The 13,965-nt window shown below is 62.3% G+C and carries 15 protein-coding genes and 1 riboswitch; of the genes, 2 read left to right on the forward strand and 13 right to left on the reverse strand.

Going from position 1 to position 13,965, the window contains the following annotated elements; genetic code table 11:
* Nucleotides 1-12 precede the first annotated feature (12 nt).
* From CAF77_RS23865 to cobO, 10 genes are all read right to left on the reverse strand, one after another.
* Complete coding sequence (locus tag CAF77_RS23865) at nt 13-744, reverse strand: adenosylcobinamide-GDP ribazoletransferase (RefSeq protein ID WP_085655478.1); 732 nt, start codon at nt 742-744, stop codon at nt 13-15.
* Nucleotide 745: 1 nt separating this feature from the next.
* Nucleotides 746-1,321 (reverse strand): alpha-ribazole phosphatase family protein, encoded by a 576-nt coding sequence (gene cobC, locus CAF77_RS23870; protein WP_085655477.1) that lies wholly within the window; start codon nt 1,319-1,321, stop codon nt 746-748.
* Nucleotides 1,318-2,373 (reverse strand): nicotinate-nucleotide--dimethylbenzimidazole phosphoribosyltransferase, encoded by a 1,056-nt coding sequence (gene cobT, locus CAF77_RS23875; RefSeq protein WP_085655476.1) that lies wholly within the window; start codon nt 2,371-2,373, stop codon nt 1,318-1,320. Before cobT ends, cobC begins: the two co-directional genes overlap by 4 nt.
* Complete coding sequence (gene cobU / locus CAF77_RS23880) at nt 2,370-2,891, reverse strand: bifunctional adenosylcobinamide kinase/adenosylcobinamide-phosphate guanylyltransferase (protein WP_085655475.1); 522 nt, start codon at nt 2,889-2,891, stop codon at nt 2,370-2,372. The genes cobT and cobU overlap by 4 nt, the downstream gene beginning before the upstream one ends.
* A gap of 99 nt (nt 2,892-2,990) precedes the next feature.
* Nucleotides 2,991-4,493, reverse strand: coding sequence for a cobyric acid synthase (locus CAF77_RS23885; RefSeq protein ID WP_085655474.1), 1,503 nt, complete (start codon nt 4,491-4,493; stop codon nt 2,991-2,993).
* The gene (cobD, locus tag CAF77_RS23890; protein ID WP_085655473.1) at nt 4,490-5,497 is read right to left on the reverse strand and encodes a threonine-phosphate decarboxylase CobD; all 1,008 of its coding nucleotides are present in this window, start codon (nt 5,495-5,497) and stop codon (nt 4,490-4,492) included. The genes CAF77_RS23885 and cobD overlap by 4 nt, the downstream gene beginning before the upstream one ends.
* Nucleotides 5,490-6,398: an adenosylcobinamide-phosphate synthase CbiB gene (cbiB, locus tag CAF77_RS23895; protein ID WP_064378672.1), complete on the reverse strand. Its 909-nt coding sequence runs from the start codon at nt 6,396-6,398 to the stop codon at nt 5,490-5,492. Before cbiB ends, cobD begins: the two co-directional genes overlap by 8 nt.
* On the reverse strand, nt 6,395-7,045 hold the full coding sequence (gene bluB / locus CAF77_RS23900; protein WP_085655472.1) for a 5,6-dimethylbenzimidazole synthase: 651 nt from the start codon (nt 7,043-7,045) through the stop codon (nt 6,395-6,397). The genes cbiB and bluB overlap by 4 nt, the downstream gene beginning before the upstream one ends.
* Complete coding sequence (locus tag CAF77_RS23905) at nt 7,042-8,442, reverse strand: cobyrinate a,c-diamide synthase (RefSeq protein ID WP_085655471.1); 1,401 nt, start codon at nt 8,440-8,442, stop codon at nt 7,042-7,044. The genes bluB and CAF77_RS23905 overlap by 4 nt, the downstream gene beginning before the upstream one ends.
* Nucleotides 8,439-9,050: a cob(I)yrinic acid a,c-diamide adenosyltransferase gene (gene cobO, locus CAF77_RS23910; protein WP_064378669.1), complete on the reverse strand. Its 612-nt coding sequence runs from the start codon at nt 9,048-9,050 to the stop codon at nt 8,439-8,441. The genes CAF77_RS23905 and cobO overlap by 4 nt, the downstream gene beginning before the upstream one ends.
* Nucleotides 9,051-9,130: 80 nt before the next feature.
* Nucleotides 9,131-9,357, reverse strand: a riboswitch (cobalamin riboswitch).
* 166 nt (nt 9,358-9,523) lie between these two features.
* Between cobO and CAF77_RS23915 the strand changes: the two genes are divergently transcribed.
* Together CAF77_RS23915 and CAF77_RS23920 are read left to right on the forward strand one after the other, a co-directional pair.
* On the forward strand, nt 9,524-10,108 hold the full coding sequence (locus tag CAF77_RS23915) for a hypothetical protein (protein WP_064378668.1): 585 nt from the start codon (nt 9,524-9,526) through the stop codon (nt 10,106-10,108).
* Nucleotides 10,109-10,173: 65 nt separating this feature from the next.
* Nucleotides 10,174-11,487 (forward strand): sorbosone dehydrogenase family protein, encoded by a 1,314-nt coding sequence (locus CAF77_RS23920; protein WP_064378667.1) that lies wholly within the window; start codon nt 10,174-10,176, stop codon nt 11,485-11,487.
* Nucleotides 11,488-11,552: 65 nt separating this feature from the next.
* Here the strand turns inward: CAF77_RS23920 and CAF77_RS23925 are convergent, their stop codons facing one another.
* From CAF77_RS23925 to hda, 3 genes are all read right to left on the reverse strand, one after another.
* Nucleotides 11,553-12,089: a C40 family peptidase gene (locus CAF77_RS23925; protein WP_011333136.1), complete on the reverse strand. Its 537-nt coding sequence runs from the start codon at nt 12,087-12,089 to the stop codon at nt 11,553-11,555.
* Between the two features lie 218 nt (nt 12,090-12,307).
* Nucleotides 12,308-12,928, reverse strand: coding sequence for a C40 family peptidase (locus CAF77_RS23930; protein ID WP_007950397.1), 621 nt, complete (start codon nt 12,926-12,928; stop codon nt 12,308-12,310).
* Between the two features lie 214 nt (nt 12,929-13,142).
* Complete coding sequence (gene hda, locus CAF77_RS23935) at nt 13,143-13,847, reverse strand: DnaA regulatory inactivator Hda (RefSeq protein ID WP_007950396.1); 705 nt, start codon at nt 13,845-13,847, stop codon at nt 13,143-13,145.
* Between the last annotated feature and the right edge of the window lie 118 nt (nt 13,848-13,965).

The following is a 13,965-nucleotide window of genomic DNA, read 5'->3' on the forward strand; positions in this document are numbered from 1 at the left end:
CAAAGTTACTTATCAAAACAAGGCCAGCCCGACCAGCACTGACATCTCCAGCAATTCCAGCAACGCGCCGGCTGTATCACCGGTGGTTCCACCCAGTCGTCGCACCATCAAATGCCGCAGCCAGATGAACACGATGACCGCCAGCAGCAACGCCACGACAGCGTTGAACCCGGCGATCACCACACACGCCGTCGCACTCACCGCCAGCACCTGCCAACCTGTCTTGCGTGGCAGATGATCGGCCAGCGCCTGCCCCAACCCGCCGGCCCGCACATAGCTCGTGGTGAGAAACAGTCCGAGCAACGCCGCACGCCCGATCAGCGGCACGATGATCAACGCTATCCCCTGCTGCTGCTCGATCAACGCCAGCAACGCGGCAAACTTGAGCAACAAGACGAGCACCAGCGTCACCACCGCGATCGGCCCGCTACGCGGATCCTTCATGATCGTCAGCGTACGCTCGCGATCACCGAAGCCGCCGAGCCATGCATCGGCGCTATCCGCCAAACCATCAAGGTGCAACGCCCCGCTGAGCAGCACCCACACCGCCAGTAACAAAGCGGTATGCAACAGTAAAGGTGCGCCGGCCAGAGCAATGTTAAGCGCCCAGAGAATCACACCGAACAGCAAGCCCACCAGCGGATAAAACAGCAGCGAGCGCCCGAGCTGTTCAGGTGCCGGCATGCCCGGAAGACGAATCGGCAGACTGCTGAGAAATTGCAGGGCGATCCACAGAGGCAACATGTCAGAGTACTTCCTTGAGGGAACCGTCTGCTTCGACGATCAGCGAAAACAGCGCGCCGTGAGCGACTTCGACATTCAGCAACTGCTCACGGGGCAAACCACGGGCCCGCGCCAGCAACAGACGCATCACGCCGCCGTGGCTGACCAGCAACACCCGCTCACCCGCGTGCGCCGCGTGCAGGCGCATCACCGCCGCCAGCACCCGCGCAGAGAAATCGCTGACCGGCTCACCCTGCGGCGGAGTAAAGCCATAGGGATCGGCCCAGAACAGCCCCAGCGCTTCGGCATCGGTTTCCATCAGCGCCGCCGCGCTCTGCCCTTCCCAGGCACCGAAATGCAGCTCCTGCAGATTCTTGTCCAGAGATACCGGCAGATCCCGCTGCGCGCTCAACTCTTCAGCAAACCGCGCGCAACGCTGCAATGGTGAACTGACCAGCCGATCCCACGACCCCTGCCCGCTCACCGCCTCGCGCATCTGCGCCCAGCCTTTTTCGGTCAACGCATCGTCGAGGCTGCCGCGCAGGCCGCCGCCGAGTTCGGTTTCACCGTGGCGCAACAGATCCAGACGCAAGGTCATGCCGGGCGATCCGCCACCGCGGCTTCGGCGAAGGTCGCCATCTGCCCGTGCAGGTCGCAGGCCAGACGCAGCAACGGCACCGCCAGCGCCGCACCACTGCCCTCGCCCAGACGCAGACCCAGTTCCAAAAGCGGTTCAGCGCCAAGGGTTTCCAGCACATGACGATGACCCGGCTCGGCACCGCGATGACCGAACAGCAGCCATTCACGGCAGGCTGGATTCAGGCGTACCGCCACCAGTGCGGCAACCGTGCAGATGAAACCGTCCACCAGCACCGCCACACCTTCCTGAGCACAGGCCAGATACGCGCCGACCAAAGCCGCAATCTCAAAACCACCGAGATTGAACAGGGTCTGCAACGCGTCGCCACGCTGCGCCGCATGCAGCGCCAGCGCCCGCTCGATCACCTGCGCCTTGTGGCTGACGCCTTCGGCATTCAACCCCGTGCCGGGGCCGGTCAGGTGCGCCACCGGGCAGTCGAGCAAAGCACAGGCCAGCGCACTGGCGGCGGTGGTGTTGCCGATGCCCATTTCGCCGCCGATGAACAATTGCGCGCCTGCCGCTTTCGCCCGCAGCGCGCTATCGCGACCGCCCTGCAAGGCGAGTTCGCCCTGGGCCTGAGTCATCGCCGCGCCCTTGGCGAAATTCGCCGTGCCCAAGCCGATGTTCAAATGGCGCACACCCGGCAGGTCCAGCGACGGAGTCACGGTGCCCAGATCCACCACTTCCAGCTGCGCGCCAAGTTGTCGCGCCAGCACGCTGATCGCCGCGCCGCCGCTGACGAAATTCAGCAGCATCTGCCCGGTGACTTCCTGCGGAAACGCGGAAACCCCTTCGGCGACAACACCGTGGTCACCGGCAAAAATCGCAATCCAGACCTGATCCAGTGTCGGTTTGACCTGGCCCTGCAATCCGGCCAGTTGCACCGCCACCGATTCGAGCTGCCCGAGCGAGCCCGCGGGTTTGGTCAATTGCTGCTGACGCGCCGCGGCGTTTTCAACGGCGTCCGTATCCACCGGTTTGCACGGGTTCAGCCACCAGGCTTGGGTCATAACGCAGGTCCTTTCAAAGTCAGGGGCAGGCCGGCGACCGTCAGGACGACTCGCTGACAACGCTCGGCCAGAGCTTGATGCAGCCAACCGGCTTCATCGACGTAGCGGCGAGTCAATTCGCCCAGCGGCACGACACCCATTCCGGTCTCGTTGCTGACAAAAATGATTTCACCCGGCAGCGACGCCAGGCACTCGAGCAGGGCTTCGCGTTCGGCGGCGAGGCGTTCGGCGTCGTCGAGCATCAGCAGATTGGTCAGCCACAGCGTCAGGCAATCCACCAGCAGGCAGCGCTCGGGGCCGGCGTTTTCGCGCAGCACACGGGCCAGTTCCAACGGTTCTTCGATCAACGCCCATTCGGCAGGACGACGAGCGCGATGATGGGCGACGCGCTCATTCATCTCGCCGTCCAGTGGCTGGCTGGTGGCGATATAAGTAACGGCCAGCGCGCTGTCAGTGGCGAGTTTTTCGGCCAGGCGACTTTTGCCGGAGCGGGCGCCGCCGAGGATCAACTGGAGCATGGAGGCATCCTGAAAAAAATTCGTTGAGACAACTGGCCTCTTCGCGGGCAAGCCCGCTCCCACAATGGATTTAGGCCAAACATGGCATTTGAGTACACCTCAGCAACCTGTGGGAGCGGGCTTGCCCGCGAGGAGGCCATCACATCCAGCCTGGATGCCACAGAGCTCACACAACAGATCAGTATCGAGATGCTTCTCCACCAGATCCGCCAGCCGCTCGATATCGCGTTCGCGCAGGCCGTGGTAATCCACCTCCTGCACATCGTTCAGACCGGCCCAGCGCAACAACGCGGCACTGGCTGTGGGAGATTCGAACAGACCGTGCAGGTAAGTGCCGAAAATCTGTCCATCGAGACTTTGCGCGCCGTCGCAACGGCCGTCGTCCAGATGCACAGCGGCGTTTTCCAGCGCCGCTCCCGTGGTCACGCCGGCATGAATTTCATAACCGCTGACCTCGGCATCTTCCAGCGCCAGACGCCCGCGCACATTGCGCAATTGCTTTTCGGCTTCGAGCTGCGTTTCAAACGCCAACAAACCCAGACCGGCGCTGGAACCCGGCGCGCCTTCAAGACCCAGCGGATCGTGCACCTGCTCGCCGAGCATTTGCAGACCGCCGCAGATCCCCAGCAATTTGCCGCCGTAACGCAGGTGACGGCGGATAGCCGATTCCCAGCCATTGGCGCGCAGGTACGCCAGGTCACTGCGCACGCTTTTCGAGCCTGGGAGAATGATCAGATCGGCCGGCGGAATCGCCTGCCCCGGCCCGATGAATTGCAGATCCACCTGCGGATGCAGGCGCAGTGGATCGAAATCGGTGTGATTGCTGATGCGCGGCAGCACCGGCACCACCACTTTCAGGACTTGCTCAGCCTTGTCGGTCTGGCGCTGGTCGATGCCGTCCTCGGCCTCCAGATGCAGGTCCATCACGTACGGCAGCACGCCCACCACCGGTTTGCCGGTGCGCTGTTCCAGCCAGTCGAGACCCGGTTGCAACAAAGCGATGTCGCCACGAAAACGATTGATGATGAAGCCTTTGACCCGTGCCTGCTCGCTCGGCGACAGCAATTCCAGCGTGCCCACCAGATGGGCAAACACCCCGCCACGATTGATGTCGGCGATCAGCAGCACCGGGCAATCCACCGCTTCGGCGAAGCCCATGTTGGCGATATCGCCGGCGCGCAGATTGATCTCTGCCGGCGAACCCGCGCCTTCGACCATTACCAGCGGATAGACGGCACTCAAACGTTCGTGGGAAGCGAGCACGGCCTGCATGGCGATCGCTTTGTAGTCGTGATAAGCGACGGCGTTCATGCTGGTGACCGCGCGACCGTGGATGATCACCTGGGCGCCAGTGTCGCTGTTGGGCTTGAGCAGCACTGGGTTCATGTCGGTGTGCGGTTCGAGGAACGCCGCTTGGGCCTGCACCGCTTGCGCGCGGCCAATTTCGCCGCCGTCGGCCGTCACCGCGCTGTTGAGCGCCATGTTCTGCGGTTTGAATGGCACCACCGCAACGCCCTGACGGGTGGCCCAACGGCAGAGCGCCGTCACCAGCGTGCTTTTGCCGGCGTCGGAGGTGGTGCCCTGCACCATTAATGTGGTCATGCTGGTTTTTCCATGGAGCAATGCTTGGCGAATGCTTGCAGGGCTTGCTCAAGGCGCGCCTCGTCGGCGGCATCGGCGGGCAGCCCGAATCGCAGGCTGCTGTTGTGCGCGAACAGACGCAGAAGAATGCCGCGTCGGGCCATGAATTCGTGCAACGCAGCGGCTTGTTCGGTGATCAGCCACTGAAACAGCGCGCAGCCGCCCTGCGGTTTGAAGCCGTGGCGCTCGAGCAGCGCAGCCAGCCGTTCGCTGGCCTCGTCGCTGCGAATCCGCTGACGCGTGTGGCCTTCGGTGTCGCGCAAACAGGCCTGACCCAGCACGCGGGTCGGTCCGCTGACCGCCCAAGGGCCGACCTGTTCGGCCAGCAACCTGAGCAACTTGCGCTCGGCCAGCACGAACCCCAGCCGCACACCGGCCAGACCGAAAAACTTGCCGAATGAGCGCAACACGATCAACCCCACTTGATGCGCATGCGGGGCAAGGCTCAACTGCGGCGTGTTGTCCATGAACGCTTCGTCGACCACCAGCCAGCCGCCGCGCTGGGCCAGCCGTGCGTGCCAGTCGAGCAGGCGCGCCGGGGTCAGGTTCAGGCCTGTTGGATTGTTCGGATTGACCACCACCAGCACGTCGAGGCTGTCGAGAAAGAAGTCGACTTCCTGCTCCAGCACTTCACGCACGACATAACCACTGCGCCGCCAGGCTTCGGCATGCTCGGCGTAACACGGCGACAGCACGCCGACCTTGCCGGCCCGGCGCAATCGCGGCAGCAACTGGATGGCCATCTGCGAACCGGCCACCGGCAGCACCTGGCTGGCACCGTAGTAATCGCAGGCCGCCTGCTCCAGGCCGTCATCGTTTTCCGGCAAACGCGCCCAGGCCCGCAGCGGGATCTCCGGGACCGGAAACGGCCACGGCGCCAGGCCCGTAGACAGGTCGAGCCAGTCTTCTTCCGCGATGCCGTATTCGAGCGCCGCCCTGCGCAACCGGCCACCGTGTTCAAGCATAGAATTCAGCCCCCACGCAGAGAATCAGCAGCCATAACCATACCCCGCGCTGGACCAATTGCCAGCCGCGATCAATGGAATCGGCATCCGCCGGCGCGCCCTCGCCCAGTTGCGGACGCTCGTGCAGCTCGCCGTGGTAAATCGCCGGGCCGCCCAGCTCGACGCCCAAGGCACCCGCGCCGGCGGCCATCACCGGGCCGGCGTTCGGGCTGTCCCATTTCGGCGCCTGGGTGCGCCAGCATTTCAACGCCAGTCGGGTTTTGCCGAGCAAGGCGTAGGTCAACGCCACCAGCCGCGCAGGAATGTAGTTGAGGACGTCGTCGATTTTTGCCGCTGCCCAGCCGAAACGCTCGAAGCGTTCGTTGCGATAGCCCCACATCGCGTCGAGCGTATTGCTCAGACGATAGAGCACCACGCCCGGCGCACCGGCCACGGCAAACCAGAACAGCGCGGCGAACACTGCATCGCTGCCGTTTTCCAGCACCGACTCGGTGGCGGCGCGGGCGACGGCGGTGCTGTCCAGCTCATCGGTCTGACGGCTGACCAGATAACCCACACGCTTGCGCGCCTCCTCCAGATCATCGGCGCGCAAAGCCTTGGCCACCGGCTCGACGTGCTCACCCAGGCTGCGCATGCCGAGGGCGCAATACAGCGCAAGAATCTCGACGACCCAGCCCACATACGGCGCCCAGGAAAACGCCGTGGCCAGCAGGGTCAGCGGCAACACCGCGATCACCCACGCGGTGACACCATGGCTGCGCCAACCACGACCAGCGCTATTGAAACGTTGCTCGATGCGCCCGGCGAAATTGCCGAACGCCACCAGCGGATGCCAGCGTTTCGGTTCACCCAGCAGCGCATCCAGCGCAACCGCGGCGACACTCAACAACGCCACACTCATTGACTCACTCCCCAAAAATTTTCATATAGCAGCTCATTCAGCGGACGCGCCTGCGCCCACCCTTCGAGTACCAGCATCGGCGCCGGATAGAATGCCTTGACCGGCCCCAGGCAAAGCACCGCCAGCGGCTTGGCCCCGGCCGGTAGTTTAAGCAGATCGGCCAGCGCCTGCGGTTCGAACAGCGATACCCAGCCCATGCCCAGGCCTTCGGCACGCGCGGCGAGCCACAGGTTCTGGATCGCGCAGGACAATGAGGCCATGTCCATTTCCGGCAGCGTGCGACGGCCGAAAATATGCCGCTCGCGATCATCCATCAACGCGGCGACCAACACTTCGGCGCAGTCGTTGATGCCCTCGACCTTGAGTTTCATGAATTCGTCGCTGCGCTCGCCGAGGGCTTCGGCAGTGCGCACGCGTTCTTCTTCAACCAGGTTCTGGATCTGGCCACGCAACGCGCGGTCGCTGATACGGATGAAGCGCCACGGCTGCATCAGGCCGACACTCGGTGCCTGATGCGCGGCCTCAAGCAAGCGGCGCAGCAGTTCAGGCTCGACCTTGCCACCGCTGAAGTGGCGCATGTCGCGGCGTTCGGCGATGGCGCGGTAGACCGCTTCGCGCTCGGCGTCAGTGAAGGCGTTGTCGGTCATGGCCCCATCGCTGGCAAGCCAGCTCCCACAGTGGGCGGTGTGATGTCTGAAGAAACGCAATCCCTTGTGGGAGCTGGCTTGCCAGCGATGGGAGCCTTATGGTCCGGCGCAAATAACGTTGCGATAGCTGCAGGATTCGACGGGAAATAGAAATGCACGTACGAGGCCGTCATCCGCCCTTGCCGGTACACCGCTTCTGCGCCGCGCCCACCGTTGGGGCTGTGGCCACGGGCAATCGGCGTCAGTTCGGTGGTGGTCAAGGAATGGTGATAGGTGTGGCCGCGCAGCAGGCCTTCCGGCAGGTCGACCTCTTGCAGCGCCAGTGCGGCGAGGCGCTTTTGCATCACGGCGTCGCCACTCAACAAGCCGACCAAATCAGCGCGGGTGCCTTCGACATCGGTCAGCGAGTCGAGCAGGTAGAGCATGCCGCCACATTCGGCGAGCAGCGGTTTGCCGGCCGCATGATGCGCGCGGATCGCTTTGAGCATGTCGGCGTTCTGCGACAAGGCAACGTGGTGCAATTCCGGATAACCGCCCGGCAGATACAAGCTGTCAGCTACTGGCAATTGCGTATCGCGGATCGGCGAGAAGAAACTCAACTCGGCGCCCATCGCCCACAACAGGTCAAGACTGGCGCCGTAGGTAAAGGCGAAAGCTTCGTCGCGGGCAACGGCGATGCGCACGCCTTCGAGCAGCTTTTCGGTCTTGACGATTTCAGGCGCGGCGAACTCCACGGCCGGTGGCAGCGCTACCTCGCAAGTGCCGGCCAGCGCTTCGGCGGCGGCGTCGAGGCGCACATCGAGGTCATTCAGTTCGCTGGCCTGCACCAGACCGAGGTGGCGGCTCGGCAGTTCGATCCCGGTTTCCCGGGACAACGCGCCGTACCAGCGCAGGCCTTCAGTGAGGCTACCTTCCAGCAACTGCGCATGACGCACGGTGCCGACACGGTTGGCCAGCACGCCGGCGAACGGCAGATCCGGCTGATAACGCGCCAGGCCCAGGGCCAGTGCGCCAAAGGTCTGCGCCATGGCCGTGCCGTCAATCACGCCAAGTACCGGCACACCGAAATGCCGCGCCAGATCGGCGCTCGACGGCGTACCGTCAAACAAACCCATCACGCCTTCGATCAGGATCAGATCGGCTTCGGCGGCGGCTTCCCACAACAGGCGACGACTTTCCTGCTCGCCGACCATCCACATGTCCAATTGATAGACCGGCGCACCGCTGGCGCGCTCGAGGATCATCGGGTCGAGAAAGTCCGGGCCGCACTTGAATACGCGGACTTTGCGCCCCTGATTGCGATGCAGACGGGCAAGCGCGGCGGTGACGGTGGTCTTGCCCTGACCGGAAGCCGGTGCGGCGATCAGTACCGCCGGGCAGTGACGTGGTTGATTCAAAGTTCGACGCCTTTCTGCGCTTTGATGCCGGCCTGGAAGGCATGCTTGATCATGCCCATTTCGGTGACGGTGTCGCCCATCTCGAGCATTTCCGGCTTGGCGGCGCGGCCGGTGACGATCACGTGCTGCATCGGCGGACGCGCTTGCAGATCGCTGAGTACCTGATCCAGATCGAGGTAACCGTGCTTGAGCGCGATGTTCAGTTCATCGAGCACCACCAGACCGATCGACGGATCGCGCAGCAGCTCGCGGGAGACTTCCCAGGCCGCTTCGGCGGCGGCGATGTCGCGCTGGCGGTCCTGGGTTTCCCAGGTGAAGCCCTCGCCCATCACATGAAAACGTACCTGCTCGGGGAAGCGACGGAAGAACAGCTCTTCACCGGTGCTGTTGCGGCCCTTGATGAACTGCACCACGCCGCACTGCATGCCGTGGCCCATGGCGCGGGCGAGCATGCCGAACGCCGAGCTGCTTTTGCCTTTGCCATTGCCGGTCAGCACCAGCACCAAGCCGCACTCGTCTGGCGAATTGGCGATGCGCTCGTCGATCACGGCTTTTTTGCGCTGCATGCGCGCCAGGTGGCGCTCGTCGCGTTCGGGGGAATCAGTCATGGGGGAGCTCTCCGTTGAGGCTGGATAACGGCGGGCAGGCACAAGAATAGACGGCAACTAGCCTGGCATCGCCCACCGTGATGCCGCTGGATGGATCAGGCCGGTCTCCGGGCTCATGAGCGGCTGGTGCCTGGCTGCGCGCCTTCCCGCTGTTAAGCAGTGGCATCAGGCGCAGCTTTTACTCATTTACCGTTGCGGGGGCAGCGCCGGGATCGTGAGGGTTCTTCGCTCGAAGACCCGCCTCACCGGCTTCCCTGTTTCACTCTGTCGACATGCGCCACAGAGCACCTGAAACAAGCCGCGAAGGTTAGAGGGTTGGGGGTGGAGCGTCAATTGAAGAGGGGCTTGTGCGGTGAATAACTGCCGTCGATCAATTAACTGACGCCAATCTTGTGCCACACTGCCATGAGTGATATCAAAGAGCCATGCTTTTTGACTGCAGAGAGCACATCACAATAATAAGGGAGAGCACCATGCAAGGCATGATCATCAGCAATCCGCGGCTGGAATTCCTGCGCCCGGTGCTGGAACGCTGGTTTGACTGTATCGACCGCTACAACGCCGTGCGCGGCGACAATGACACACCTTATTGGCACGACGAAAAAGCCAACCTCGGCCTGCTGTCGGCCGCTGCATGGATGGCCGAACTGGTCACCCTGCGCGACACTGCCACCCGCAAACAGAATGAAGAAGGCGAGCGCAACGCCCGCGCCGATTTGTTTATTGCTGGCGCCGAGGATCGTGCCTACATTCAGGCGACTCAACGCTGGCCGCGCGTCACCAGCCTGAATCTGACCCAGGCCCTGGCGGATATCACCAGCGACGCCAAGCGCATCAGCTACGCCAGCGACCTGAAACTCGGCTGCCTGTTCGTCGCCCCGCAAAAAGCCCAGCACAGCGCCAGCCCGGAAGAGTTGCAGGACATGGTCGACGACCTGCAAAAGGAACACACCTGCGCCGTCGCTTGGTACTTCCCCTACGCCTACCGCAAATTGCGCAGCGAAGCCGGCAACTATCATCCCGGCATTGCCGTGCTGTTCAAGGAAGCCCGCGGCTGAGGGTTGAACCATCGGGCTTGTGCGCTTCTCTATGATTAGGAATGCATTCATAGGGAAGATCAGCAATGCGCAAGCCCCAGTTCGTTTTCGTCATCATGATCGCCGGAGGGCTCGCCGCCTGTGGTGAATCCTCCAGCCTGCAAGTCTCCGACGGCACCGGTCCGTCACCCAAACTGCCCGAACCGAACAAGACCCTGATCCCGACGGTGAACATCGCCCCGGCCATTGGCTGGCCGGCCGGCGCGAAGCCGACGGCAGCGGCAGGCACTCAGGTGGCGGCTTTCGCCGAAAATCTCGATCATCCGCGCTGGCTTTACGTACTGCCAAACGGCGATGTACTCGTGGCAGAAACCAACGCCCCGCCAAAACCGGACGACAGCAAGGGCATTCGTGGCTGGGTGATGAAAAAAGTCATGGGGCGTGCCGGTGCCGGCGTGCCCAGTCCGAACCGCATCACCCTGCTACGCGATGCCGATCATGACGGCATGGCCGAAACCCGCACGGTGTTCCTGCAGAACCTCAACTCGCCGTTCGGCATGACCCTGGTCGGCAATGATCTGTACGTGGCCGATACCGATCGCCTGCTGCGCTTTAACTACGAGCCCGGCGCGACCGAAATCAAGAGCCAGCCGATCAAGGTCGTGGATCTGCCGGGCGGCACGCTCAATCATCACTGGACCAAGAACGTCATCGCCAGCAAAGACGGCAGTAAGCTGTACGTCACCGTTGGCTCGAACAGCAACGTCGGCGAAAACGGTCTCGATCAGGAAGAAGGCCGCGCGGCGATCTGGGAGGTGGACCGCGCCACCGGCAATCACCGGATCTTCGCCTCGGGCATCCGCAACCCCAATGGCTTGGCCTGGGAGCCGCAAACCGGCGCACTGTGGACCGCCGTGAACGAGCGCGACGAAATAGGCAGCGATCTGGTGCCGGACTACATCACTTCGGTCAAGGACGGTGCCTTCTATGGCTGGCCGTTCAGCTACTACGGCCAACACATCGATGTGCGCGTGGAACCACAGCGCCCGGACATGGTGGCCAAGGCCATCGCTCCGGACTACGCCGTCGGCCCGCACACCGCATCACTGGGCCTGACCTTCGCCGAGGGCAACCGCCTGCCGGCACAGTTCAAGGAAGGCGCATTCATCGGCCAGCACGGCTCGTGGAACCGCAAACCGCATAGCGGTTACAAGGTGATCTTTGTGCCGTTTGCCGCCGGCAAGCCGAGCGGAACGCCAGTGGACGTGCTGACCGGTTTCCTCGACAAGGACGAGAACGCTTTGGGTCGCCCGGTCGGCGTGGTGATCGACCAGCAAGGTGGATTGCTGGTAGCCGATGATGTGGGGAACAAGGTGTGGCGGGTGTCAGCGACCCGCTAGCGTGTTGCAGGCATAAAAAAACCCGTGGGAGCCATTCAGCTCCCACGGGTTTTTATGTATCTGGACTACGGGTTATGCGCCAGATGCTCTGGCTGCAGAACGCGCTTGGCGCTCAGATAGGCTTTCTGCCAATAGGCTTTCGACAGGCTGTCCAGCTTCACCGTGCCGCCAGTGGCCGGCGCGTGAACGAAGCGCCCTTCCCCGACATAGATCCCCGCATGGCTGACCTGAGAGCCGCCGTTGGTGGCGAAGAAGATCAGGTCGCCGGTTTGCAAGCCTTCCTTGCCGACGTTCGGCGCCTGCATGACGATCATCTCGCGGGTCGAGCGCGGCAGGCTGATCCCTGCGGCATCGCGGTAGACAAAGCCGATCAGACCGCTGCAATCGAAGCCCGAATCCGGCGTATTACCGCCCCAACGATAAGGCGTGCCCACCAGCCCGAGCGCGCGAAACAGCACGTCTTCGGCAGCGGGCGAAAAGGCTTGGGAGGATCCGAACACGATCGGAGCGCGAACCACCGGCGCGGGCGGCGGAGTGCGGCTGGCGCAGGCGCTGAGCAGCGCTGCGAAGAACATCAGGGCAAAGCGGGCCGACATCGTCATTTGCAGAACATCCTGATCTGGCTGCGGCTTTGACTGCCGATTCGATAGAAAACAAAACCGCCTGCGTTGGAACGCAGGCGGTTTGCCATCAATATAGATCAGGATTCTAGCGGCTACGCGGCAAACTTCAAGTAAGACTTTAACTTCACCTTGTAAAGTTTAGGTCTATTGCCCCTGAAGTACCGCTTGTCGCCACTAGCGTGACGACAAAGGCGTGATTACTTGCGAGCGGTAACCACGGTTGGAGCGTTCGCCAAAGCGCGTTTGGCTTCGATGAAAGTCTTGCTCCAGTAGCTGTCGCCCAGGCTGTCGATGCGAACACCGCCGCTGCGGCGAGAGCTGGAATGGATGAACTGGTTGTCGCCCAGGTAGATCCCGGCGTGGCTTACACGACCGCGACGACCATTGGTGGCGAAGAACAGCAGGTCGCCCGGCTCGAGGTTGCTGCGCGAAACCAGCGGCGCATCAACGTTGATCATTTCGCGGGTGGAGCGCGGCAGGTTCATGCCGGCTTCTTCGCGGAACAGGTAGCCGATGAAACCGCTGCAATCGAAACCGGCTTCAGAGGTACCGCCGAAACGGTAACGGGTACCGATCAGGGACATGCCGCGTTCGAGGATGCTGTCAGCCAGAACCGGAAGCTGGTAAGGCTTCTTGCCGTTGAAGTCGGCGAGTTCTTTTTCGGTGTCCAGCTCTTCCTGATAAATAACGGAAGACTGGGCGGTGGCAGAATTTTTAGCCTGTTGTTGCTGCTCTTGATTAACAGGTGAATGAGCAGCGCAACCGAACAACAGGGTGACGAGTGCGAGAGGCACGAGGGGTGCGAAGCGCTTTAGCATGGGCACGACCGTGGCTGATAGTTGTAAAGAAGCCGAGACTATGCCCGCTATCAGCCTCATTTGCAAATTCAATCGATCTTTTTGTGACTTCCCGGTTTCTCGTTAACATCTAAGCGCTTAAGCCTATTTGAATCGAGACGCGGCCTGTGCAACCCACAGGAAAGCGGGTTTTCTGGCGCCTGAAATATGCCAAAACCGGCTGAAAGCCCCGGTTTTACCAGCCCAGGGTTTCTTTCAGGAAGGGAATGGTCAGCTTGCGCTGAGCCTGCAAAGAGGCCTGGTCGAGCTGCTCCAGCAGATCGAAAAGCGCGCTCATGCTGCGGGTACCGCGAGTCAAAATAAAATGCCCGACTTCGTCGGTCAGATGCAGACCACGACGGGATGCGCGCAATTGCAAGGCACGCAATTTGTCTTCGTCGGAGAGAGGACGCATCTGGAAGATCAGCGCCAGGGTCAGCCGTGATTTCAGGTCAGCCAGTTTGATCGGCAGTTCACGCGGCGAAGTGGACGCCGCAATCAGCAGACGCCGACCGCTGTCACGCAGACGGTTGAACAGATGAAACATCGCCTCTTCCCAGTCCGCCTTGCCGGCAATCACCTGCAAGTCGTCCAGACAGACCAGTTCGTACTGTTCGAGGTTGTCGAGAATTTCGATGCCGCGATCCATCAACTCGGCCAGCGGCAGGTACACCGCCGGTTCCCCCATCTGTTCGAAGCGCAGGCACGCGGCCTGCAACAGATGCGTACGCCCTACCCCGTGCTTGCCCCACAGATAGATCAGGCTTTCGGTCCAGCCGGCGTCGGCTTCGCATAGACGCTCGACATAGCCGAGTGCAGCGGCATTGGCGCCTGGGTAGTAGTTGATGAAGGTGGCGTCGTCACGCAGACGCACACCTAGGGGCAGCTGAATCGGTTTCATGCTGACTGAACAGTTCCCAAGGAACCGTTAGTGGCCTCTGTGTAAAGTGAGCGAAGTTTATACCCGTGAAGCGGAGCGCACAATGCGACAGACCCCAAGCAAAATCAAAGGTTTGCGT

It is taken from the genome of Pseudomonas sp. R15(2017) (assembly GCF_002112685.1).
GTDB lineage: Bacteria > Pseudomonadota > Gammaproteobacteria > Pseudomonadales > Pseudomonadaceae > Aquipseudomonas > Aquipseudomonas glycinae.

Excerpts from the sequence above, each read along its gene's own strand:
- CAF77_RS23920 (WP_064378667.1), top strand. The coding sequence starts at position 10,174 with ATGCGCAAGCCCCAGTTCGTTTTCGTCATCATGATCGCCGGAGGGCTC.
- cobO (WP_064378669.1), bottom strand. The coding sequence starts at position 9,050 with ATGACTGATTCCCCCGAACGCGACGAGCGCCACCTGGCGCGCATGCAG.
- cobU (WP_085655475.1), bottom strand. The coding sequence starts at position 2,891 with ATGCTCCAGTTGATCCTCGGCGGCGCCCGCTCCGGCAAAAGTCGCCTG.
- cobT (WP_085655476.1), bottom strand. The coding sequence starts at position 2,373 with ATGACCCAAGCCTGGTGGCTGAACCCGTGCAAACCGGTGGATACGGAC.
- cobD (WP_085655473.1), bottom strand. The coding sequence starts at position 5,497 with ATGCTTGAACACGGTGGCCGGTTGCGCAGGGCGGCGCTCGAATACGGC.
- CAF77_RS23925 (WP_011333136.1), bottom strand. The coding sequence starts at position 12,089 with ATGACGATGTCGGCCCGCTTTGCCCTGATGTTCTTCGCAGCGCTGCTC.
- CAF77_RS23865 (WP_085655478.1), bottom strand. The coding sequence starts at position 744 with ATGTTGCCTCTGTGGATCGCCCTGCAATTTCTCAGCAGTCTGCCGATT.
- cbiB (WP_064378672.1), bottom strand. The coding sequence starts at position 6,398 with ATGAGTGTGGCGTTGTTGAGTGTCGCCGCGGTTGCGCTGGATGCGCTG.
- CAF77_RS23885 (WP_085655474.1), bottom strand. The coding sequence starts at position 4,493 with ATGACCACATTAATGGTGCAGGGCACCACCTCCGACGCCGGCAAAAGC.
- cobC (WP_085655477.1), bottom strand. The coding sequence starts at position 1,321 with ATGACCTTGCGTCTGGATCTGTTGCGCCACGGTGAAACCGAACTCGGC.
- bluB (WP_085655472.1), bottom strand. The coding sequence starts at position 7,045 with ATGACCGACAACGCCTTCACTGACGCCGAGCGCGAAGCGGTCTACCGC.
- hda (WP_007950396.1), bottom strand. The coding sequence starts at position 13,847 with ATGAAACCGATTCAGCTGCCCCTAGGTGTGCGTCTGCGTGACGACGCC.
- CAF77_RS23915 (WP_064378668.1), top strand. The coding sequence starts at position 9,524 with ATGCAAGGCATGATCATCAGCAATCCGCGGCTGGAATTCCTGCGCCCG.
- CAF77_RS23930 (WP_007950397.1), bottom strand. The coding sequence starts at position 12,928 with ATGCTAAAGCGCTTCGCACCCCTCGTGCCTCTCGCACTCGTCACCCTG.